This window comes from Planctomycetia bacterium, from assembly GCA_015200345.1.
In the GTDB taxonomy this organism is placed as follows: Bacteria; Planctomycetota; Phycisphaerae; order UBA1845; family UTPLA1; genus PLA3.
In genome coordinates this window covers 2107954-2131084 of record CP054187.1, presented here as the reverse complement: position 1 = coordinate 2131084, position 23131 = coordinate 2107954, and the positions used below count along the sequence as shown (strand labels likewise).

The 23131-nt window shown below is 63.8% G+C and carries 18 protein-coding genes; 11 read left to right on the top strand and 7 right to left on the bottom strand.

The window, feature by feature from the left end:
* Positions 1-29: 29 nt before the first annotated feature.
* Positions 30-1250, bottom strand: a complete 1221-nt coding sequence (locus HRU71_08790; protein QOJ03574.1) for a homogentisate 1,2-dioxygenase — start codon at positions 1248-1250, stop codon at positions 30-32.
* Positions 1251-1297: 47 nt separating this feature from the next.
* On the opposite strand from HRU71_08790, the gene HRU71_08785 reads away from it, so the two are divergent.
* Positions 1298-2461 (top strand): SGNH/GDSL hydrolase family protein, encoded by a 1164-nt coding sequence (locus HRU71_08785; protein ID QOJ03573.1) that lies wholly within the window; start codon positions 1298-1300, stop codon positions 2459-2461.
* Between the two features lie 56 nt (positions 2462-2517).
* On the opposite strand, the gene trpC is transcribed toward HRU71_08785, so the two are convergent.
* Positions 2518-3315, bottom strand: a complete 798-nt coding sequence (gene trpC, locus HRU71_08780) for an indole-3-glycerol phosphate synthase TrpC (protein ID QOJ03572.1) — start codon at positions 3313-3315, stop codon at positions 2518-2520.
* Between the two features lie 72 nt (positions 3316-3387).
* On the opposite strand from trpC, the gene HRU71_08775 reads away from it, so the two are divergent.
* The 6 genes from HRU71_08775 (at position 3388) to HRU71_08750 (ending at position 11684) form a co-directional block, all read left to right on the top strand.
* On the top strand, positions 3388-4302 hold the full coding sequence (locus HRU71_08775; protein ID QOJ03571.1) for a CPBP family intramembrane metalloprotease: 915 nt from the start codon (positions 3388-3390) through the stop codon (positions 4300-4302).
* 41 nt (positions 4303-4343) lie between these two features.
* Complete coding sequence (locus HRU71_08770) at positions 4344-5993, top strand: hypothetical protein (protein QOJ03570.1); 1650 nt, start codon at positions 4344-4346, stop codon at positions 5991-5993.
* 255 nt (positions 5994-6248) lie between these two features.
* Positions 6249-7610, top strand: coding sequence for a HAMP domain-containing histidine kinase (locus HRU71_08765; protein ID QOJ03569.1), 1362 nt, complete (start codon positions 6249-6251; stop codon positions 7608-7610).
* A 74-nt stretch (positions 7611-7684) separates the two neighbouring features.
* Positions 7685-9109, top strand: coding sequence for a sigma-54-dependent Fis family transcriptional regulator (locus HRU71_08760; GenBank protein ID QOJ03568.1), 1425 nt, complete (start codon positions 7685-7687; stop codon positions 9107-9109).
* Positions 9102-10697, top strand: a complete 1596-nt coding sequence (locus tag HRU71_08755) for a hypothetical protein (protein ID QOJ03567.1) — start codon at positions 9102-9104, stop codon at positions 10695-10697. The genes HRU71_08760 and HRU71_08755 overlap by 8 nt, the downstream gene beginning before the upstream one ends.
* 213 nt (positions 10698-10910) lie before the next feature.
* Positions 10911-11684 carry a type II secretion system protein gene (locus HRU71_08750; protein QOJ03566.1) on the top strand — a complete coding sequence of 258 codons (774 nt, stop codon included), beginning with the start codon at positions 10911-10913 and terminating at the stop codon, positions 11682-11684.
* Between the two features lie 64 nt (positions 11685-11748).
* On the opposite strand, the gene HRU71_08745 is transcribed toward HRU71_08750, so the two are convergent.
* The 3 genes from HRU71_08745 to HRU71_08735 form a co-directional block, all read right to left on the bottom strand.
* On the bottom strand, positions 11749-12087 hold the full coding sequence (locus tag HRU71_08745; protein QOJ03565.1) for a DUF190 domain-containing protein: 339 nt from the start codon (positions 12085-12087) through the stop codon (positions 11749-11751).
* 3 nt (positions 12088-12090) lie between these two features.
* Positions 12091-12477: a fluoride efflux transporter CrcB gene (gene crcB / locus HRU71_08740; GenBank protein ID QOJ03564.1), complete on the bottom strand. Its 387-nt coding sequence runs from the start codon at positions 12475-12477 to the stop codon at positions 12091-12093.
* Positions 12478-12586: 109 nt separating this feature from the next.
* Positions 12587-13462, bottom strand: coding sequence for a DUF4097 family beta strand repeat protein (locus HRU71_08735; GenBank protein QOJ03563.1), 876 nt, complete (start codon positions 13460-13462; stop codon positions 12587-12589).
* A gap of 299 nt (positions 13463-13761) precedes the next feature.
* On the opposite strand from HRU71_08735, the gene HRU71_08730 reads away from it, so the two are divergent.
* From HRU71_08730 to HRU71_08715, 4 genes are all read left to right on the top strand, one after another.
* Positions 13762-14901, top strand: a complete 1140-nt coding sequence (locus tag HRU71_08730) for an efflux RND transporter periplasmic adaptor subunit (protein QOJ03562.1) — start codon at positions 13762-13764, stop codon at positions 14899-14901.
* Positions 14898-15848, top strand: a complete 951-nt coding sequence (locus HRU71_08725) for an ABC transporter ATP-binding protein (GenBank protein ID QOJ03561.1) — start codon at positions 14898-14900, stop codon at positions 15846-15848. Before HRU71_08730 ends, HRU71_08725 begins: the two co-directional genes overlap by 4 nt.
* A complete protein-coding gene (locus HRU71_08720; GenBank protein ID QOJ03560.1) occupies positions 15845-16990 on the top strand; it encodes an ABC transporter permease in 1146 nt (381 codons plus the stop codon). Before HRU71_08725 ends, HRU71_08720 begins: the two co-directional genes overlap by 4 nt.
* A 144-nt stretch (positions 16991-17134) precedes the next feature.
* Entirely contained in the window at positions 17135-20023 is a 2889-nt protein-coding gene (locus HRU71_08715; protein QOJ03559.1) for an insulinase family protein, read from the top strand.
* Between the two features lie 15 nt (positions 20024-20038).
* On the opposite strand, the gene rimO is transcribed toward HRU71_08715, so the two are convergent.
* Together rimO and HRU71_08705 are read right to left on the bottom strand one after the other, a co-directional pair.
* Positions 20039-21523, bottom strand: a complete 1485-nt coding sequence (gene rimO, locus HRU71_08710) for a 30S ribosomal protein S12 methylthiotransferase RimO (protein ID QOJ03558.1) — start codon at positions 21521-21523, stop codon at positions 20039-20041.
* A gap of 171 nt (positions 21524-21694) precedes the next feature.
* Positions 21695-22984 (bottom strand): MFS transporter, encoded by a 1290-nt coding sequence (locus HRU71_08705; protein ID QOJ03557.1) that lies wholly within the window; start codon positions 22982-22984, stop codon positions 21695-21697.
* Between the last annotated feature and the right edge of the window lie 147 nt (positions 22985-23131).

The following is a 23131-nucleotide window of genomic DNA, read 5'->3' as shown; positions in this document are numbered from 1 at the left end:
CATCCCGGGCGGCGGATGAATCGGGCGATCTACCGCGCCCCTGGCGCGTCGGCTTCGCCGCTCTCCTTGCTGACCCACGTCAGATGGTAGTCCTTGTCCTCAATCTCGTTGGCGACTTTTGTCAACTTAAGCTGCTTGTACGTGTCGCACATTACCGCCAGCTCGCTCGTGCGATCGTGCCCGACGGATTTTTCATACGTCCCCGGATGCGGACCGTGCGGAATCCCCGCCGGGTGCAGACTGATCGATCCGCTGTCGATGCCTCGGCGGCTGGTGAAGTTCCCTGCGACGTAAAACAGAATCTCGTCCATGTGAACGCTGGCATGCCCGTACGGGCAGGGGATGGCTTTCAATCCGTCGCGGTCGAAGTAGTCCACCTTGCGCGGCACGAACGAGCAGATGACAAACTCGTTGCCGGCGAAGGTGATGTGAATCGTCGGCGGGAGGTGGATCGTCGAGGTCTTCGGCTGGTAGTCGTGAATGTTGAACGCGAAGGGATACACCGCGCCATCCCAGCCGACCACGTCGATCGGAAAATGCTTGAACAGGTGCACCGTCAACACGTCGTCGCGTTTCACGACCAGTTTGAACGGCGCGGACCCGTGGCGCTTCGCGTCGTAGGTGAGCAGCGATTCGGGCGCGCGGAAGTCGCGCGCCGAGTACGGGGCGTACATCGTGATCTGCCCGGCGCGGTTGCGATACTCCTTGGGGATGTCAATGTGCCCGCGGCCTTCGAACACGAAAAACTCGGGGTTCGCGCCGTCCCACTGAATGCGATACGGCGTCGAGCGCGGAATGTGGACGTAGTCCCCTTCGCGAAACGACAGCATACCGAAAAGAGTCTCAAACCGCCCCGTCCCTTTGTAGACAAAATACATCTCGTCGCCGTCGCCGTTGGAAAACAGCCGCGCGCTGGTCGCCGTCGGCTTCACCATGCTCATGTGCACGTCGCTGTTGAACAGCAGCACGCGCCGGGCGTCCAGAAAATCACCGGAGAGCTTCAGGTCCTGCGTGCGAATATGCCGTCGATGCAGCGGCTGCTCGGCCAGGGGCTCAAACGGGCAGAAGCCGGGGATGGCCAGCTTCTCCACGGCGTTTTCGTCGGTCGGCGGCGTGCGGTAATAAAGGATCGAAAACGGCCCCTCGAACCCCTCGCGCGTGTGGCAATGCTCCATCAGCAATTTGCCGTCTTCGTAGAAGGTCGTATGCGGCTTGGCGGGCACCTTGCCCATTCGCATGTAATTGATCATTGATGCGTCTCCTGAAACGACGGCGCGACACCGATATTATAACCGTCATGACCGGTGGCACACAGGATGATTCCGTCCAGGGCGACACGAACGTCTCGCCTGTGGATAGTTCGGGCAGCTCGAACACGCAGTGCGTCACACACGCTCGGCCTGCCCGTGCACCGCAATCGTTCGATCGCAAGCTTGCGATGGCAGCCGCTTGCCTCGTCGCGTCCTTCGTCATCGCCGACGTGGCGCTGCGGTTTCTTCCACTCGGCCCGCACGGCTACGACCCGCCGCGTTTCGAGCCGAATGGTGTGCCTTTCACACGCATCGAAAACGGTCCGCATCTTTATCAACCCAGCGCGCGGTTTGCGAGCGTGTACGACCTCGCCGGTGACGCTCGTGGATACTTCGGATCCGCCGGCCGCATCGAGTACGAAATCAACTCGCTCGGCCTGCGCGGCCCGCTGCCGCCGGTGGAGAAGGGCGCGGACGTCTATCGCGTCATTTGTCTTGGCGACTCGTTCACCTTTGGCGAGGGCGTGAAGGAAGGCGACACGTGGCCGCGGCAGTTGGAGCGGTTGCTGGCGTCGCGCATGCCGGGTCGTCGCGTGGAGGTCATCAACGCGGGCATCCAGGCGTATGACACGAAGGACGCGGCGGCGCTGTACCTGCTCAAACTCGCGGCCTACAAACCCGACGCGGTGATTCTTGGTTTCTGTCTGAATGACGCGACCGATGCGGCCGAGACCATCCGCCAGAACGAGGCGACCAAAAAGGGGTTTGAAAGGTCGCCGCTGGCGCGCGTCTCGCGCATCGCGGAGATCGTTGAGCGCCGCCGGGCCACCGATCGCCTGCAACGCGAATTCTTCGACACGACGCGCCGCGGGTTTGATTCGCCCAAATGGCAGACCTGCCGCGACGTGCTGACCGGCATGGCGCGAGTATCAAAAGAGGACGCTTTTCGATTTGTCGTCGCGATCTTCCCGATCTTCTGGTCGCTTGATGATCAGTACCCCTTCGCCGATCTGCACACGCGCATCGCCGGCGCCTGCCAAACCGCCGGCTGCGAGTGCGTTGACCTGCTGCCGATCTTCCGGTCTGACGCCGCCGCGAAGGGCCGCACCGCGGAAGCGTACTGGGTCCATCCGACTGACCAGCATCCCAACGAGATCGCCTGCCGCCTCGCGGCGGAGCGGATCGCAGCCGCGCTGGCGCCACCCAAGTGAAGAAGCGCGTGGCCTCGTTCGGACGGCGAACGTACGATTGCCCGAGCATCAGGCTTCTATTGCCCCATCAGCTCGCGCACCTTTTCCGACGGGTCGCTCGCGCGGAGGAACGTCTCGCCGATCAGCACCGCGCACGCGCCGGCCGACGCCATCGCCACTACGTCTTCGCGAGATTTCAATCCGCTCTCGGCAACAAAAAACGTGCCCGGTGGCAACGTCGCGGCGATACGCCGCGCGATCTGCACGTCCGTCCGCTGTGCGTGCAAATCGCGATTGTTGATTCCCAGCACGGTCCGTCGCGCGGGTGAGATGAACGACAACACGGCCGCGGCCTGTTCCTCGGTGTGCGTCTCGATCAGCGACGCCATGCCGAGCGACGCCGCCAGCGCGCTGAACTCGTCGATCTGCGCCACCGTCAGAATCTCCGCGATCAGTAGGATCGCATCGGCTCCGGCCGCGCGGGCTTCGTACACCTGATAAGCGTCGATCGTGAAGTCCTTTCGCAGCGCCGGCAGCGCGCAGGCGGAGCGTACCGTCGCCAGATCGGCGAGGCTCCCCTGAAAGTACGTCTGATCCGTCAGGACACTCAACGCCGCCGCACCGGCCGATTCGTAATCATGCGCGAGGTCCGCCGGTCGAAAATCCGCCCGCAGCAAGCCCGCCGACGGCGACGCCTTCTTGATCTCCGCAATGAGTCGAATCGTCGGCCCGGACGTGATAGCCGAGTAAAAATCTCTCGGCGGCTGCGCGGCCGCGCAGCGTGCCGCCAGCGCGGCGAGCGGCTCGGCGCGGCGGGCGGCGTCGACTTCGCCCCGCTTGGTCTCGACGATGGCTTGCAATATAGTGCCGCTCATGTTGCCTGCTCGTGAACGCGTCGCGCCGGGCGACGACGATTGACCTTCTGCGTCGCGGGAATCATACCAGTCATGCCGCCGCTGCCGCGACTGCTCGAATACGCCGACGTCGCGCTGCTCATCGGATGCTCACTCTTCAGCTTCGGCACGATCGCGCGGCTTGTTGCGGCGCGACGGATTCGCGACGCGCTGCGACTGCCGCTGCCGCCCGGGCCGATCGGCACCGCCGGAACGCTCGACGCCTTCGACGTGATCGCGGCGTTCATCGCGATGCTCGTGCTGCCGTCGTTGGCGGATTCACTACTGGGGCTGATGATGGTCGGCGAGGAGTCGGCCGCCGCAGGGATAAGCCGCCCCGCGAGCGTGCCCGCGCTGCCCACCTTGCGCGAGGCGCTCGCCGCTCTGTTGGGGCAGACGGCGACCATCATCGTTTTCATCGCCATCGCGGCGCGCCGAATCGCAAACGGCCTGATCGGCTGGGGCATCGACCTGCGGCGTCTGCCGCGCGATCTGCGCCGTGGTCTGATCGGCTTTCTCGGTATCTGGCCCTGGTGCTTCGGATTGTTCTATGCAAGCGTCTATCTCATCACACGATTCTGGCCGGACCACGTCCTCGAGGAACACACGACGATCGCGCTGTTGATGCAACCGGGCACGTCATCGTTGCTGCGAACGATCGTTTTCTTCAACGCGCTGATCCTCGCGTCCGCCGTGGAGGAGTGCCTTTTTCGCGGCATGTTCCAGCCATTGATTGCACAGGCCACGGGGAGCACCTGGGCGGGCATCGTGCTGGCTGCGGTGGTCTTTGGCGCCTTTCATGTGCCGCTCTATCAGACCGTAGCGCCGCTCGCGCTGCTTGGCGTCGCGATGGGCTATGCCCGCGCCAAGACCGGCTCGCTCCTGCTGGCCATTTGCCTGCACATGATCTTCAATGCCAAGACGCTGATCTGGCTGGCGCTCGGCGCGGGAAACGCGCCCGCATCCTGACGCGACGCGGGCTTTGACTCTTTACTACGATGATGCACGTCATGGCTGTGAAGCAGGTCCACGAAACGCAACCCGCGATCCACCATTGCCGCATTCCAGGCTGGCTCGAAATGCTCGCCGCAGCCCTCTTCGGCGCGGCGGCCATGCTGGTCATCCAGTCGGCCACGCCCTACGTCGCGGGAAACGACTCGTATTACCACCTCGCCATGGCGCGCATGCTGCCCGACGAGGGATTCATCAAGACGTTTCCGTGGCTGCACTGGACCCTCTTTCGCGACGCGTTCGTGAGCCACCATCACGGATTTCATGTGCTGCTCGCGCCGCTGGTGCGATGGTCCGACCGCATCACCGGCGAGGCGTTCCTCGGCGGCAAGATCGCGGCGATGCTCGCGATGGGGACGAGCGCCGCGTTGTTCGTACACATCCTGCGTCGATGGCACGTGCGGCACCGCTGGTTCTGGGTGCTCGCGCTGGCGTGCCTCCCGTGGCACTTCTGGCTGCGGCATTCGTTCATCCGCGCGCCGCTGATCGGCCTGCCGCTGATGATGGCGGCCTTGCCGCTCGTATTGCGACGACGATATAAATTGCTCGCCGTGCTGGGATTTGTGTTCGTCCACATCTACGGCGGCGCGGTCGTGTTCCTGCTCGTTCCGCTCGCCGCGGCGGGGGCCGAGTTTGCAACGGGTCGGCCGTGGCGCATCGTGCTGGCTGCCCCCTTCGCCTCCTCGATCGGCCTGCTGATGGGGCTTGTGATCCACCCGTATTTCCCCGCGAACTTTCGCTTCCTGTACACGCAATTGTTCGAAACCGGCCTGGGCGCGCCGAGCGAGTCCGGCATCGAGTGGAAACCGTTCAACGCGATGTTCTTTATTCAAATGGCGTGGCCGCTGATCGTCGCGTGGGTCGTCTGCGCGGTAGCACGACTCGCGCGGCGCACGCCCATCACGCGCAGCGAGATGATCCTGCTGCTTACGAACCTGGCGTTCTTCGCGCTCACTTGCAAATCGCGTCGCTTCATTGAATACTGGCCCGTGTTCTGCGCCCTTCACGCCGCCTATCTGCTTGATCGCGCAACGCGCGGGCGGACACCGCTCACCGCGCCGCTTGTGCGACTCGGGCCCGCGCCAAGATTTGGTCTGGCCATCCTTCTGACAGCGGGTGCGCTGCGATACGGTTATGCAAACCTCCTTCATACAACGCGCGAAGCCCAGCCCGGCGCCAACGTCGGCGCGATTCGGCGCGCCATGAACTTCCTCAAGGAAAACTCACCCGCCGACAGCCTCGTTCTCACCGACGACTGGGACATCTTCCCCTACTGCTTTTACTACAATCAGCATAATGTCTTCGCTGTCGGCCTTGACCCCGTCTTCACCAGCAGGCCGTACCCGGCCCTCTGGGCGCGCTACCGCGCCATCACCCGCGGTCAGACCCCGACCTCTTTGCCGGCTGACGTGATCGGTGCCGCCGGCTTCGGCCACGAGGACGTCACGCTCGACGACGTCGAGAGCGAGTTCGCCGCCTCCTATGTGCTCGTCTGTCGCGACCACCCGGCTCTACGCGCGAAGCTCGATGAGCGCCCCGATCTCTTCACCTGCGTCTATCCCCCGCGCGGCGACACGCCGCTCGCCCAGGGCGCGGCAATTCGCATCTATCGCGTCTTCCGTTCCGCAACAACCCGAGCTGCTCATTGAGAACATTTGCACTACGGGGTGATCGATTGGCACACCGCTTGCGTGAGTCTGGGAGTCACGAAAGCGGTGATAATTGCGTTACTGGTTTTTTTACAAAGACTTACAGCAATTGTCCGCTCGAAATTCTGTGGCGCACATCGGTTACAATGGGCGGTATCTGTGCGTCCATACACAATTCGCCGTGACTATGAGCACGATTACGGCGAGGGCGGCTGTCGGTCCGGGGGTTGACGGCCCCGAATCGGGATTTCGAGCATGCGGCGATTGCAATTGTTTCAGTCGATTCTGCTGCCCGTCGGGCTGGCGGCGGCGGTTGTGGCCCTGTCGCTGGTTATGCACCAGCGGACGTTCTCCAGCGTGACGCGGCTGATGGAGACGGCCGGTCGGCTGGAGGAGACGCAGCGATGGTTTCAGCGCGCGGAGCAATGCGTGCTGGAACTGATCGCGCCGGCCAACGCGGTCTTCGCGGATTGGGATGTGGCGTCGCATCGAGGTCGATTGCATCGTGCTCGTCTGAAGTTGGACGAGGCGATCGCCCAGGGGCGATCGTACGGCTTGAACGTGACACGACTGACGCGTCTGACGGAAGAGATGGCGGCAGGGGCGGACGAAGTGTTTGAAAACGTGATGCGCATGCGCGAGGCCGGCGCGGACAGCGGCGCGCAGGCCGAGGCGTTGACGGCGGCCTCGCGCGCGATGGCGCGAGCGGACGAGAAGCAGATGAGCGCGGTTCGCGAGCTGGGTCTTCTGACCGAGCGCGTTCGAGCCGAGCAGCGCAACATCCTAGAGGAGCACGAAGTGAGCCTGCAAGCGCGTCTGACGATGGAGCGCTACGTCGTCACGCTGCTCGTGCTGCTGGCGCTGGGCATGGCATGGTTCGGCTGGCGGTTGCGTCAGACCGATCGCGCGCTGGCCGCGCAGCGCCGCGCGACGGAGGCGGCGCAGCGCGAGCGGCTGGCGGCGATTGGCGAGTTGTGTTCCAGCGTGGCGCACGGGATTCGCAATCCGCTGGCCGCGATTCGCAGTTCGACGCAGTTGACGCTGGACCTGGGCAAGCTGGACGATGCATCGAGGGCGCGGTTGCAGGATGTGCTGATCGAGGGGACGCGATTGGGCGACCGGGTCAGCGGCCTGCTGAAGATGGCCCGCGCCGGCAGCGAGTCATTTGAAGACGTATGTCTTCAAGACGTCGTCGCGGGGGCTGTATCGGGTCTGGGGCCGGAACTGGAGCGCCTGGGGCTGACGTTGAAGCGCGAACTGGCCGCCGATCCGATCGTCGTGCGGGGGGATCGGCATCAGTTGGAGCAACTGGTCGTGGAGCTGGTGTCGAACGCGATGGAGCATTCGCCCCGCGGCGAGTCGATCATCGTTGCCTGTCAACGTCCGGGCGCGAACGGCCGGGCCGTGCTGGCCGTGGACGATGCCGGTCCCGGCGTACCCGACGCGGTTCGATCGAGCGTGTTTCAGTTGTTCTTCACGACGAAGGAACACGGCACGGGCATCGGTTTGGCCACGGTCAAGGGCATTGCCCGGCTGCACGAGGGCGACGTCACGCTGGCGCGTTCGGCGCGGGGCGGGGCGCGATTCGAGGTGACGTTGCCGACCACGAGGACGTGAGCGAGGCGAATCACGCCGGCGGATTCACGAAGCCGGCACATCGGCGAGAGCGAGCCAATCGAAGGAGCAGGATCATGCCGCGAGTATTGGTCGTCGAGGACGAGCGCGTCCTTGCTAAGAATTTCTGCGAGAAGCTGGCGTCGCATGATTTCGAAGCGGCCGCCGTACACAGCGGGCGCGATGCCTTGACGGCCCTGGGGCGCTTCTCGCCGGATGTCGTTTTGCTGGATCTGCGCCTGCCTGACATGGACGGCCAGGCGGTGCTACAGAAAATCAAGGCCGAGTCGCCGTCGTGCGCGGTGATTGTGGTCACCGCGCACGGGAACGAGCGCATCGCAGTGGACGCGATCAAGAGCGGCGCGGAGGAATACCTGACCAAACCGGTCGATCTGGACGAGCTGATGCTGGTCGTTGCGCGGTCCGCCGAGCATCAACAGGTACGAGACAATCTGCACTTCCTCCGGCATCGCGAGGAGCAGGCCAGCGGGCTGGACAGCATTCTCGGCGCATCCGAGGCAACGCGAAACCTGAAAGAGACCATTCAGCGCCTGACGCGAACCGACGTGCTGAATCTGCCCGATCCCCCGACCGTGCTCATCACCGGTGAAACCGGCACCGGGAAGGATCTCGTCGCGCGGGCCATTCACTACCATGGGCCGCGTAAAGGTCGCCCCTTCATTCACGTCAACTGCACGGCCCTGCCCGCGACGCTTTTTGAATCCGAGCTGTTCGGCCATGTCCGCGGCGCATTCACCAACGCGGCCCAGGCCAAGCGCGGGCTGTTCGAAGTCGCCCACGGGGGGACGATCTTCCTCGACGAGATCGGGCACCTCGAAGCCGATGTGCAAGCCAAGCTCCTCCTCGCCCTGGAGCGACGTGAAATCCGACCCGTCGGCGGCACGGATCCCCGGTCCATCAACGTCCACGTCATCGCCGCCACCAACCGGCCGTTGCGGGCCGCCGTTGATTCCGGAGAGTTTCGCAGCGATCTGTACCACCGCCTGCGGGTCGTTGAAATCCACGTGGAGCCGCTTCGGAACCGGCTGGACGACATCGAACCGCTCGCCGCGCATTTTCTCGCATCGCACTGCCGGAGGTTCGGCTTGAAGTCCAAAACCCTGTCGCGCGAAGCAATGGCCGTGCTGAAACGGTATAATTGGCCTGGCAACGTGCGCGAATTGAGCCATCTCATCGAGAGCACGGTCCTTCAGGTTGACGGCCAGCAGATCGAACCGGGCGACCTCAACCTCGCGGGCGGAAGTGCCATGGCGGTGGACGTGCAGATCGAGATGACGGGGGGGCGTACCATCGCGCTGGATTTTGCCAAGGGCGAACCGAAGCTCGAAGAGATCGAGCAGGCGATCCTGACCGCGGCGTTTGAATACACGGGTAGAAATCTTAGTCGCGCGGCGCGCATCCTGGGCATTACGCGCGAAGCCTTGCGCTATCGATTGAATCGTTTCGCCGAAACGGGAAAGAGTGAGTCCCAGCATGCGTAGGAGCCGACCGGGATTGGGGTGGACCGGGCTGCGGCGCGGGGTCGCGCGATCGATGGTGTCGGCGGCATGGGTGTTGGGTCTCTGCTCGGCCAATCCGGTGCGCGCCCAGTTCAAGACTGTGCAGGACCCGGTCGACGCGAGGATTCGCCGAACCGATCCGGGGAACATCGGTGTGTTGAACGAGTCTTCGCATCGGATGCCCGATCTCACGATGATCCGCTGGGGCCGCTTCATGCCGAACGTTCCATGGCAGAATCGCTTTGCCGGCGCGTGGAACACGGCGGGGGATTTCGTTCGCATCGATCTGGAGTTTGTCGGGCTGATGAATCCGCCGGGTCCGCTTTGGTTTGACGATGTGAACCCCGAGTACGACCCGTTCCGCTACGGGCCGAATCCCGTCTGCGGCTGGATCGAGTTTGATCTGGACGGCAATGAGAACACCGGCGGCGAGACCTCCGTGCCGCGCTATCGGTATCTTGGAAACGTCGCCCGGTTTGGCGGCGTGCCCCAGGAGCCGCGTTTCGCGGGACGGGCCGCGTTAAACGGGCTCGCCTTCGACGGGTGGGTTCCCTCGCCGCCATATGTCGAGCGCAGCGGAGAGGAGTTTCACATCGCATTTCGCGGGGAATCCATCCAGTCCATCGCGATCGAAACCGAGGCGACGGGCGGGAATCCGCAGATCTTCGAGGCCGGCGAGTCGTGGATTCTCACCGGGGACTTTTTCCACCGTGCCCACAGTTTTGAAGCCTTCGCGTTTCAGTGCGCCACGAATCCGGGCGGCTACCTGCCGATCGTCCAGTTGCGATTCACCCATTCGGTCTCGGCGGATCGCACCCTGGTGACGCTTGTCTATCCGCTGACGAACGCCGCCAGCGCTGCGCTCCTGGGCCCGGGCGTCGTCGCCGAGCCGACGGACGGGTGCGCCGGCAATCAGAACTCCATTCAGGAGGCGTTGATTGATCTGCAATTCAGCGCCCAGTTCGCCGACCCGTGGACCCAGCAGGATCCGCGCTTTGTGCTGCTGGCCGGTTGGGCGTCGACTGACGTCGGGGCTGCGCTCAACCCGCTTCAGTGGCGCACGTGCGCGCTGGTCGGCGCATGTTACGTCAATCAAATTCCCGGGGCGCGCTATGCCTGGACAGATGTCTATCCCAATCCCCATCCCGGGGATTTCAACGGGGACGGATGCACCGATCCAAGCGATGCCGCCTGGCAGCTACAGTACATCGCCACGCACGACGGGCAGTTCGGATTCGACGAGGACGGAAACAGCGCCAACAACTCGCTCCAGATTCCCGATTTCAGCCGCGGGTTTGATGTTCACGATCTGAATTACGACGGACTTGTGAACTGGATGGACTACGTGCACCCGGGCGATCTCAATGGCGACAGCGTCTTTGACATCGAGGACGTTCAGGAGTTCGTCAACCGGCTGCTCGGATCCGGCGGGCCCCCCGGCAACACCGAGGAGGAACTCATTGTTATCGCTAAACTGGACCTGAATTGCGATGGGCGCGTCGACGGGGCCGACATTCAGGGGTTCATTCACTATCTGATCTCTCCGCCCTCGAAATACAGTTCTCAATAAGTCTGGCGGCTCGATTCGACCCCAGGAAGGGACAGGGCCAAAAGTCCCCTGACGGTATCCGGTGCCGCCTATCGGTACGTCTTCCCTTCGCACGGTCGTTGTGTTACATTACACACGTCCGCAGAAATCGTGGGGCGCATCGCCCCTTGCACGACCGGAACGTCACCGTTGGCTCGCACCCACGGCGACTGCGGTCTGCCGGGTGTACCTGGCATGATTCCGCGTAACCGCCATATCATCCGCTTGGGTGCCTTCACGCTGGTTGAAGTGCTGGTGGCGATCAGCATCCTTTCCATCCTGCTCGCCATTCTAGTTCCAGCGTTGAACTCCGGACGCGACGCTGCGCGCAGCCTGAAGTGCCGCGCCCAGTACCGCGAGGTCGCGTTTTCATTTGTCGATTTCGTCAGCCGCTCGTCGCATCACGGCGATGGTGAGCAGTGGGGGGATTCGATCGTCAAGATCGAAGATTTCCAGGAGTCCGTTTACCGCGTTCACGAGTTTTGGGATGGCCCCGCAACGCTCGAACGCGTCGCCTACCAGCCCGGCAAGCAGCCGCTGATGTGCCCCGCCGGGCCGGATCTGCTCGATCGCCGCGCCGAGATGCCCTGCACCGCCGGCGCGGTCGGACCGGCGCCCAACGTCAGTTCCGGTCTCAATAAGCGGCTGGACTCCAAGACGCGGTACGTCAACGGAAGCCCGTTCCCGCAAAAAGTCTATCTCAATGAAAAGGTCCTGATGTACCCCGACGTGCCACTGGTGCTTGACGTGGACGGCAAGAAGGCCGTCGCCAATGGCGTTGGTCCTTACTTTACTGCGCCGCCGCTGCCCAACGACGGTCCGCCTGACATCTACTCGAACGGATTAAGCTGGTTCCCGTCGTTTCGTCACCGCGGTCAGATCAACGTGGCCTTCATCGGCGGGCATGTTCTTTCCAGCCGCTCGCCGCTCACCGAGCCCTGGTGGCGGTGGAGTTTCCAGCCCGATTGATCGGTAATCGGTGCGAGCGTGATGAATCCCTATCCCGCCGCGGCTCGATTCTGATGAGGTATCTTCAAGGCGTTTTGCCGCGGTAGCGAATGACTTCTACCGGTTCCAGCGTCACCAGTCCCTCGCCCACCACCTGGTCAATAAACGGCAACAACGGATCGATCTTCTCGCGCGCGTCGACGATTTCGATCACCATCGGCAGGTCTTCCGACAGCCGCAGAATCTTGGCCGTGTGCAGGCGGCTGTTTGCGCCGAAGCCCATCAAGCCGCGCAGCACGGTTGCGCCGGCCAAGTGAAGCTCGCGCGCTTTGAGTACGATCGCTTCGTACAGCGGTCGGCCCTGCCATGTATCCGACTCGCCGATGAACACGCGCAGCAACCAGCCTTGTTCGGGAATCTTCATGGATCAGGCTCCCAGCCAGTATTGTGCCGTGCGATAGCCGGCCCATACGGCAGTTAGACAACCGATGACGCTGAACAGTGCGTTCATCGCCGCGCGGACAAACTGCCCGCCGTTGAGCATCGCAAACGTTTCCCAGCCAAATGTCGAAAAAGTCGTGTATCCGCCAAGCACACCCACCAGCAGTGCTATGCGAAATTCTTCACGCATCAGCGAGCGGCTTGCCAGCGCGGCGGAGAGGAATCCGATTGCCAGGCACCCGGTGAGGTTGACGAGCAGCGTACCGATCGGAAAGCCTGCCTGCGGGTTCAATCGCTGTGCCGCACCGGCGACGGTGAACCGCGCGACGCCGCCCAGTCCGGAACCGAGGAAGATCAAGCCGAGCTTGTACATGAAGGGGATTCTATCGCGCGATCCCGTGATCTGCTCACCGCGTGGGGCGTTCGGGCCGCCCCCGGCCGGTTGCCACGACGCACAAACAATTCTCGGCTCATGGTTCGTCTTAATTCGCCTGAATTTTCACCTTCCCGTTGTGCGTCGTGACGTTGAGCGGCTGGCCGCCGTCGCCCAGCACGCCGGCCAGGCGGGTGCGCGACGCGTGAGATACCTTCCATCCTGCGGCGATGTCTACATCGACGCTGCCATTGTGGGTCTGGCAGGCGAGGTTGGCGCTGGTTTGATCGCCGACGCGGACGACGACTTGGCCGTTGTGGGCGCCGATTTCACCGCCGATCGCCGCGCAGCGCGAGAGGTCGGCCGTCACTGGTCCGTTGTGGGTCGTCGCGTGAATGCTGGGGCCTTCGTAGGAAACGTTGATCGCGCCATTGTGCGACTCGACGTGGGCCGACGGGCCTGTGGACTCGGTATCGATTCGTCCGTTGTGAGAGGTGACGCGAAGAGAGGACTTCAGCCCGCGCACCGTCGTCGCGCCGTTGTGCGATTCGATGTCGAGCGCCAAGCTGTCCGGTCCGCTGATTTCGTAGCTGACCTGCGCGTTCCAGTTTGACTTGCAGACCCCCTTCCAGCGGTGATTGATCACGCGGCCTTCGGTGCCGTCAGCCTCGTTGAAGACGTCGAGGTTGGCCATGGCCTCTTCGGCGTCGGCCTGGGTCAGGCCGCCGGTTTTCTTGGTGATCTTGACCTGAATGGTGCTCGCGCTGCCGGCGCTACCGTTGTAATTGACCGTGCCGTTGTGGGTCTTCACGGCGAGCTTCTTGAGGCGGGCCGCGTCAATCTGCATGTCCTCGGTCTGTTCGACCCAGACGACGGAGCCCATGCTGCAACCGAGCGGAAGCAGCAGGGCAAGGCTCAAGGCGACGAAAGATGCCGGCTTGCTCCGGACGAAGATGTTGCGAATCGTAGCAGGTCTCGAGGTCATGGAGCGATCCTTGTAAAAAAGTTGGAGATCCGCCGCGGAAGCGCGGCGGGCACAAAGCGTATTGCACCCGTGATGCCGGATATTTCAACGTCATGGGGCGAGGGACTTTGCGGGTTCGGGGACTCTCCGTGTTTGGCACGATTCCGGGGTTGGGCGCAATTGTCTCACGAAGCGACCGTTCGGCCAGTCGCGGGAGATGGAGCAGGCCCGATTGCGTTGTGTTGATTCACGACGCCTCCGGAACGACCATACGCCTGTCGCAGGCGCGTCTGCCGCAGCCTGCCAAATGGGAGGGTCTTATGCGCCCCATCCTGATCGTATTCGTCGTCGTCGCTGCCGGCATGATTGGCTTTCTCATCTGGCAACAGAGCCGGGTGCCGCCGCTCGTCGTGTCGGGCTTTGTCGAGGCCGACGAGATCCGCGTCGGCTCGCGCGTGGGAGGGCGCGTGGCGGAGGTGAAAGCGGCCGAGGGTCAATTTGTGGCGCCCGGGGAGGCGCTCTATACAATTGACCCGTTCGATCTTCGAGAACGGCTGGCCGAAGCGCAGGCGGCGCACGCGGCAGCGCAGGCGGAACACGAGCGTCTGAAGAAGGGATTTCGCCCGGAGGAGATTGAGCAGGCGCGGGCCAAGCGTGATCAGTGGGCGGCGGAACTGGCGAAGCTGGAAGCCGGTCCTCGGAAGCAGGACATCGAAGCGGCGCGCGAGCAGGTCAACATCGCCCGTGCGTCGTATGAGTTTGCCGAGAAGGAGCATGCGCGGCTGACGCGGTTGGTCGAACAGCAGCAGGTGGCGGCACCGCGTGAATACGACGAGGCGGTGCGGATGCTGAAGTCGGCGCAGGGTGAACTGGCAGCGGCGCAGCAGAAGTTGTCGCTGTTGGAGGAGGGATCGCGAAAGGAAGACATCGCTCGGGCGAGGTCGGCGTTGTCGGAGGCGGCGGAGCAGTTGAAGTTGCTCGAATCGGGTAGCCGTGCGGAGGATGTCGCGCGGTCTGCGGCGCAGGTGGAGGCTGCGGCGGCGCGTGTTCAGGCGATTGAAAAGCAACTGGCGGAGATGACGGTGTCGTCACCATGTCAGTGCGTGGTGGAGGCGTTTGATTTGCAGCCGGGCGAGCTGGTGTCGCCGAACCAGCCGAGCATTTCACTGCTGGACGTGTCGAAGCTTTGGGTGCGAGCATATGTGCCGGAGGGGCGCTTGGGGGAGATCGCGCTGGGCGACCGCGTGCCGGTGCGCGTGGCGTCGTCGGGCGGGGGCGACGTGACGGGGCGCATTGTGTTCATCTCGCGCGAGGGCGAGTTCACGCCGCGGAACGTGCAGACGCCCGAGGAACGGAGCAAGCAGGTCTTTCGCATCAAAGTGGCGATCGAGCAGGGCGGCGAACGGCTGCGCGTCGGCATGTCGGCCGACGTGCTGCTCGCGGAGAAGGAGCTGCCATGAGCGATCCGGTGATTCGCACCGAGGGCCTGTCGCGCTGTTTCGGCGCGTTCTACGCCGTGCGTGATTTGAGTCTGACGGTGGACCGGGCGGACGTGTTCGGGCTGCTGGGGCCGAACGGCGCGGGCAAGTCCACGCTGATCCGCATGTTGTGCGGCGTGTTGCGTCCCAGCGCGGGCAGCGGCTCGGTGCTGGGAATTGACATTTGCAGAAATCCCGAGGACGTCAAGCCGCGCATCGGCTACATGTCGCAGAAGTTCAGTCTCTATGCCGATTTGACCGTGGCGGAGAATCTTGATTTTTACGGGGGTATATATGGGTTGACCGGCGAGCGGAAGCGTGCGCGCGAGGAGGCCGTGATCGACCTGACGGGCCTGGGGCCGTATGCGCGGCGTCTCGCGGGGCAGTTGTCGGGCGGGTGGAAGCAGCGGCTGGGGCTGGCGTGCGCGATGATCCACGAGCCGGAGCTGCTGTTCCTCGACGAGCCGACCGCGGGGATCGACCCGGTGGCTCGGCGTGAGTTGTGGGACTTGTTGTTTGACCTGTCGCATCGCGGCGTGACGATGTTCGTGACAACCCATTACATGGACGAGGCGGAGCGGTGCACGCGTGTCGGGTATGTCCTCGCGTCGCAATTGATCGCGCTGGGGCGACCGGTGGAATTGAAAGCGATGCCTGACGTGACGCCGCCGGGCACGGCGCGATACCTCGTGCAATGCCGGCGTCCGACCGAGGCCCTTGCGGCGGCGCGCGGTCTGGCGGACGTGCGCGACGCGACGATGTTCGGAGACCTGCTGCATTTGCTGGCTGACGGGGCGGTTGCGCCGGGCGATTTGCTGAAGCGGCTCGCGCCCGATGAGTCCGACGCGACGATCGTGCCGACCGGCGCCACGCTGGAGGATGTTTTCGTCACCTTGAGCCGTGCGCGAGAGACGAAAGGGGAGGCATGAGAGGCTTTCGCGCCATCCTGTCCAAGGAGTTCGCGCACATCCGGCGTGATCGCTCGACGATTTTCTTCACCTTCATCGTGCCCGCGTTGCAGTTGACCATCTTCGGATACGCCATCGAGACGACCATCGAGAACATTCCGCTCGTCGTACACGACCTCGACGGTTCGCAGGACAGCCGCCGCCTGGTCGAGGCGCTGGAGGCCTCGCGCAGCTTTCAAGTCACCCAGCGCGTGACCAGCAGTGAAGCGTGGCGGCACGCGCTGGCCGGCGGGTGGGCGAAGGCGGTGGTCATCATCCCGGCGGATTATTCGGCCCGGCTGCTGCGAGCCGAGCAGGCGCACGTGCAGTTCCTGATCGACGGCAGCGATTCGCAGGTCGCGACGACCGCGATGAACGCCGCGAACCTGATCGTCGGGCAGCTCGCGTTGGGCCGGGCGCGGCTGGTCGGCGAGTCGCTGCAAGTTGGCCCGGCGCGCGACGAGAAGGGCCGCGTCGCGCTGCCGATCGAGGCCCGCCCGCGGATGCTGTTCAACCCCGATCTGGAAAGTTCGCATTTTTTTGTGCCGGGGCTGGTCGCCATCATCCTGCAACTCGTGCTCGTATTTTTGACAAGTTTCTCCATCGTCAAGGAGCGCGAGCACGGCACGCTGGAGCAGTTGTTCGTGACGCCGGTCGGCCGGCTGGGGCTGCTCTTCGGCAAGCTCGTGCCCTACGCAGTGATGGCGTTCGGAGAATTGCTGATCGTGCTGCTGTTGATGACGACGCTGTTCGGCGTTCCGATCCACGGGAGCCTGTGGCTACTGCTGGCGCTGTCGAGCCTGTTCATTGTGACGGCGCTGGCCCTGGGGCTGATGATCTCGACGATCGCGCGGACGCAGTTGCAGGCGATGCAATTGTCGTTTCTCGTCATGCTGCCGTCGGTTCTGCTTTCGGGGTTCATGTTCCCGCGGCAGGAGATGCCGCTGCCGCTTTACCTTGCCGGGTTCGTGCTGCCGGTGACGTACTTCATCGAGATCTTGCGCGGCGTCATCCTTCGCGCGGCCCTTGCGTCGGACCTGCTTCCGGCCATCGTGGGGCTGTCGGCCTGCTGCATCGTCATTTTCGCGGCAAGCATCGCCCGGTTCCGCAAGCAGTTGGATTGAGAGTCAGCCGGAGGGCGCGTCTCCGCCAGGGCGGATCTGCGACTCGATGCATCATTCTCCTGCTTCGTGCCTTCGTGATACAATGCCTCATCGCGGCATGGCGGGCGGCGAAGCGTGCATTGAACCTCTTCAAGGGAGCATTCCATGGAGCGTACCCTCTTGATTCGGCGATGTTTCGTTGTGTTCCTGGCGATGGGTTGCCGGCTGCCGGTGGTCGCATCGGCCGAACCGCTGCCGCGCGATCCGAACAACACCTACGGCCAGCTCGACAACGGCGTGCGTTACATTGTTCGCAGGAACCAGAATCCGCCCGGGCGGGTCACGCTTTATCTGCACGTCCGCACCGGCGCACTGAACGAGCGCGACCAACAGAACGGCCTGGCGCACTTCCTCGAACACATGGCCTTCAACGGCTCGAAGCATTACCCACCGGGGACGCTCGTGCCGCATCTGAACAAGCTGGGCATGCAGTTCGGCGCGGACACCAACGCCCACACGAATCAGCACGAGACGGTTTACAAGCTCAACATGCCGGACAACAAGCCAGAGACGATCGCCGACGCGCTCACCATCTTTGCTGATTACGCCGGCGGGTTGCTCCTCAACGCCGAGGAGATCGAGAAGGAGCGCAAGGTCATTCTGGAGGAATCGCGCGCTCGCAAGAGCGCCCAGGAGCGGCTCCAGAAGCAATGGCGTCGTCTGATGTTCCCCGATATGAAGGTCTCGCGGCATGACGTGATCGGCGACGAGGCGCAGATCGCCGCCTTTCCAAAAGCTGAATTCGAAGACTATTGGAATACCTGGTATCGCCCTGAAAACCTGACGCTCATCGTCGTCGGCGACATCGAGCCGGCCGACATCGAGAAGGCGGCGAAGAAGCATCTGGGCGAGCTGGCCCCGCGCGGGCCGGCGCGCAAGCCTGGCACAACGGGCATCGAGCCGGGGAAGAATCCGCCCGACAAGCCGCGCGCGTTTGTCTTAAGCGACCCCGAACAGGTGATGGCCCAGGTGCAGTTGGTGTGTGTTCTTCCCGGCCGCAAACCGATGACGACGTTCGCCGATTATCGCTTCAACGAGATAGAGAACATGGGCACGTGGATCGTCAGCCGCCGCCTGCGCGAGATGATCAATGCGGGCACAGCGAAGTTCCGCGGCGCCGGGGTCAGCGTGGGAAGCGTTCTTCATGAGGCGATCACGCCGCGTGCCCTGGCCATGGGCGAGCCGGCTGATTGGAACGCCATGCTGGATCAGGTCATTGTTGAGATTAACCGGGCCTGTGAGCACGGTTTCACCAAGGGCGAGCTGGAGCTGGCGCAGAAGGAATTGCTCGCCAACGCCCGGCGTGCCGTGCAGACGGAGAAGACGTTGAGCGCTTCGGCGCTGGTGAACCGATTCAGCAGCGCGGTGGGCATGGACGAGCCGATCCTCTCGGCGGCGCAGAATCTTGAGTTGCTGGAGCGGATTCTCAAGGACGTGTCGGCCGACGAGGTGCACGCCGTCTTCTCGGAGAACTACAAGACAAAGAACTACACGTACAGCCTCATGATGCCGGAGCCGAAGGGCGGCGAGGCGCTTCCGAGCGAGAAGGACGTGCTGGCGGCTGCGGCGGCGGCGTGGTCGCGCAAGGTCGAGCCGCCCACGAAGTCGGCGGACAACGAGCAATTGCTGGCGAAGCTGCCGGCTGGCGGGGACGTGGCGGAGAAGCGCGTCGACGCCGAACTGGAGATTACGACCGCCACGCTCTCCAACGGGGTGATCGTTCATCACCGGTTCATGGACTACAAGAAGGACTCGGTGCTGGTGAGCCTGACGATGCCCGGCGGCTCGATTGAAGAGACCGACGAGAACCGCGGCGCGAGCGAAGTGGCGAGCATCATCCTGAATCGGCCCGCGACAAGCCGACTGTCGTCGACGCAAATCATCGACCTCCTGACGGGCAAGAACGTCAGTGTGCGCGGCGGGGTCGGCTCGGACACCTTGACGCTGTCGATCACCGGCTCGCCGGCGGACCTGGAGACCGGTTTTCAACTGGCGTATGCGCTGCTGACCGACGCGAAGCTGGAGCAGGCGGCGTACGACAACTGGTACATGTCGCGCCTGCGGCAGATCGAGCAGATGGAGAAAACGCCCCAGGGTCACATGATGAAACTGATGGCCCGGACGGTGTACGGGGGCGATGTGCGATTCACGCCGTTGAGCGTGGAGCAGGTGGAGAAGATGAAGCCCGAAACGGGTTTGAAATGGTTCCAGCGAATCGTGGCGACGCGGCCGATGGAGGTGGCGGTGGTGGGCGAGATACAGGCGGATGCGGCGCTGGCGCTGTGCGCGAAATACCTCGGCGCGCTGCCGCAGCGGTCGGCGGGCTTCGATTGTCTCGACAAATTGCGAAAGATTGAACGCGGCCGCGGTCCGTACAAGGCCGACGCGGTGTTCGAGAGCGTGACGCCCAAGGCGACGGCGCTGGGCGGCTTTCTCGGATGCGACGATGCGAACGTGGCCGACCGGCGCAAGCTGCAACTGGTGTCGCGGATTCTCTCCGATCGCATGGTGAAGCGCATCCGCGAGGAGGAGCAGCTCGTCTACAGCATCGGATGCAGCAGCCAGGCGGCGCAGGTCATTCCCGGCACGGGCCTGATCATCGCCATGGCCCCGACCGATCCGCAGAACGGTGCGAAGCTCGCCGACACGATCATTGAGATGATGCGCGCCTTTGCGAAGGATGGCCCGACGGCCGAGGAGCTGGCGACCGCGAAGAAGCAGACGGCGACCCGGCTGGAAACGACGATGAAAGAGCCGTCATGGTGGCACAACCAGCTCGGCGAAATGGTCTATCGCAAGCACGGCCTGGACGAGCTGCGTGAACTGCCCGGTGTCTTCGAGACGTTCACCGCGAAGGACCTCCAGGCGGCCGCCGCGAAATACATGACCGACGAGCGGATGATTCGTATCGTCGTCACGCCCGAATCGCTGAAGGATGCCCCGGCGGACAAGGTTGCTCCGGCGAAGAAGAAACCCGCAGCCACCGCGGGGTGATTCGCCGCGCGACGATTATCCGTGGAGGACCGGCAGGCCGATCGTGACCGGGGCCGCGAGCAGGTCGTAGTCCCTGTGACCCGTGATGCGGACGCGGACGACCTCGCCGGGATCGTATTCGCCGCCCTGGACGAGCGTGACGCTGTCGACTTCCGGCGCCTGGCCGGCGTGCCGCGCGGGGTAGACGCTGATGCAGCCGGGGCCCTCCATGCGTCCGAAGTCGTCGATCATCACGAGCATCTCGCGGCCCTTCATGGCGGCGTTGCGGCGGAAGGCGACCTCCTGCTGCGTCTGCATCAGCGCGCCGACGCGTTCCTCGATGATGTCGGGATCGATGGACCCTTTCATCTTGTGCGCCGGGGTGCCCGGCTCGCTGGAATACGGGAACACGCCGACCGCCTCGAAGCCGAACTCTGCGATGAACCGTTGCAGTTCCTGAAACTCCGCGTGGGTTTCGCCGGGGAAGCCGGCGATGAAGGTTGTGCGAATGGCGACGCCGGGGATGCGCTCGCGCAGTTTCGCCAGAAGCGTCTCGGTTTGTGCGCGCGTCACGCGACGATGCATGGCTTTCAGCACGCGATCGTTGATGTGTTGCAGCGGGATGTCGATGTACGGGGCAATCTTCTCGCTTTGCGCGATGGCGTCGATCATCTCGTCGGTGAAATCGCTGGGATAGGCGTACATCAGGCGAATCCAGCGCACGCCGTCGAGCGTGTTCAGCGTCCGCAGCAGCCCCGACAGGCCCGGCTCGTAGCCGATGTCCTGCCCGTAGCTGGTCGTGTCCTGCCCGATGAGGTTCAACTCCAGCGCGCCGTCGTCGATCAGCTCGCGCGCTTCGGCCATGATCTCGTCGGGCGTCTTGCAGTGCATCGGCCCGCGGATCGACGGAATCGTGCAGAAGGTGCACTTCTGGTTGCACCCCTCGCTCATGCGAAGGTAGGCGTAGTGCGTCGGCGTCAGGCGCAGCCGCGCACGGTCGGAGCGATTCTGTTCGGTCCAACTTGCCGCGTGATAGTCTCCCAGATACAGATCGGGCATGGTGTCCGGCTGCACGACCGGCAAGCTGCGGGACGATGATTTCGCGGTCGACTTGGATTTCGCGCCAGCTTTGGCTTTCGCCTTGCTGCCGGCGCCGTGCTTTGGTTTGCCGCCCAGCACGGCTCGCACCACGTCCTGCCGATTGTTTACGCCGACCAGTGCGTCGATCTCGGGAACGGCTTCGACCAGGCCCTGTCCATCGCGTTGAACGAGGCAGCCCGCCACGACGATGCGCTTCAACTCCCCCGCGCGCTTCTGATCGGCCAGTTCGCGGAGGATGCCGACCGCCTCCTCGCGCGAGGCCGACAGGAAACCGCAGGTGTTGACCACCACCACGTCGGCGCGGTCATCCGGACTGACGATCGGGCAGCCCGCCTCCGCGAGCAGCCCGAGCATCTTCTCGGAGTCGACGAGGTTTTTCGGGCATCCCAGGGATACGAATGAGACGGACGGCGCTGACAATCAAGACTCCCGCGGACGAAAAACAGGCGATCCGTTACAACGAAACAGGCACGATTGTAGCAGAATTCACAGATTCCGCGAGTCTCCGCCGGAATCCGACGAACGGCCATCCGTCGGTTTCAGTCAGTTTGCGTGAACTGAATCCGTCCGCATCTTACCTGGATCGGCCATTCACGGTGATGCAACGATGGGCCGCGTTGCTTCCCGAATGGAAAGATGGCGCCGGATCAACAGGAAGAGCGCGCCGGACATCAGCCCAAGTACGAAGCAGCCGCCCCAGATGTAGCCGCCGCCGAACCGGGCGAGTATTTCTCCGCCGATGGGCGCACCGATCATGTTGGCGCTGGAAAAGCAGAGGCCGAACACTCCCATGTACCGCCCGCGCATATCGGCCGGCGCCAGGTCCGAGGCGACCGACGACAGGAACGGCAATTGCATAAGTTCGCCGATTGTCCAGATCACAATCGTTCCCGCGAACTCCGTCGGCTTTTGCGCGAAGGCGGTCAGCCCGAAGCCCGCGCCGACCACCACCGCCGACAGCGCGATCATCCTTCCACGATCAAAGCGGCGCAGCATCGTCGTGAGCGGCAGTTGCAGCAGGACAATCAACGTGCCGTTGAGCGCGATCAGCCGCCCGTAGGTCTTGACGCCGATGCCGTGCTCGCGTGCGAAAAGCGGCAGCGTGGAGAGGTGCTGCATGTAGCACATGCTGATGCACAGCGTGGCGAGGCAGAAGACAAGGAAAACCCGATCGCGGCCGAGACGAGCGAGCGCCTGGCGCCAACCGATATCGACGCGCGGTGCAGGATTGCGAGCGGCCGCGGCGGTGCCGGATTGAGCGTCACTTGACGCCGCGCTGCCGGGTGCCTGGACTGCCTGCGCCCGCGCGAGATGAATCGTTTCACGAATGGCCAGCAGGATGATGACGGCGTAGGCGGCGGAGGTCGCGGCGTCGGCGAAGAAGATGGCGCGGAAGGAGAAGCGCTCGACGACTTCCCCGCCGATGACCGGGCCGACCGCGAAGCCGAGGTTGACGGAAAAGTAGAGGAGGGCGAATGCGGTCGGGCGCTGCGCGGTCGTGGTCACGTCGCTGACCATGGCACTGGAGGCCGGGCGGTACATCTCGCCGAGAAATCCGAATACGAAGACGGCCGCCTGCAATTGCCACGAAAGTGTCAAGGTGGTGAAGGCGCAGAGCACCGCCGCGCCGCCGAAGAGGCTCACCATCATGATGCGTTTGCGGCCGAGCCAGTCGGCGAGGTGCCCGCCGACCAGCGCCGCGACGATCGCGCCCAAGCCGAAGATGCCCATGGTTCGGGTGGCGAAGCGTTCTCCGAGGTGCAGGTGGTCCTGCAGGTAGATTGTGAGAAAGACAATAAAGAAGGCGCCGGCGCGATTGATGAACGAACCCAGCGCGAGGACGTAGACCGTGCGGGGCAGTTCAAGATACGGTCGAATCATGGGGGTGCTCAATGGCCGGTCGCGGCGGAGCGGTCCGCGTCACGGACGGGCATTAGAAACGAGCCAAGTCGGAAACGCGAGCGATGCAAGGGTATGGCGCGCCCAGCATTGGACCACGGCGCGTGGGAGCGATGCCGCGCAAGACTG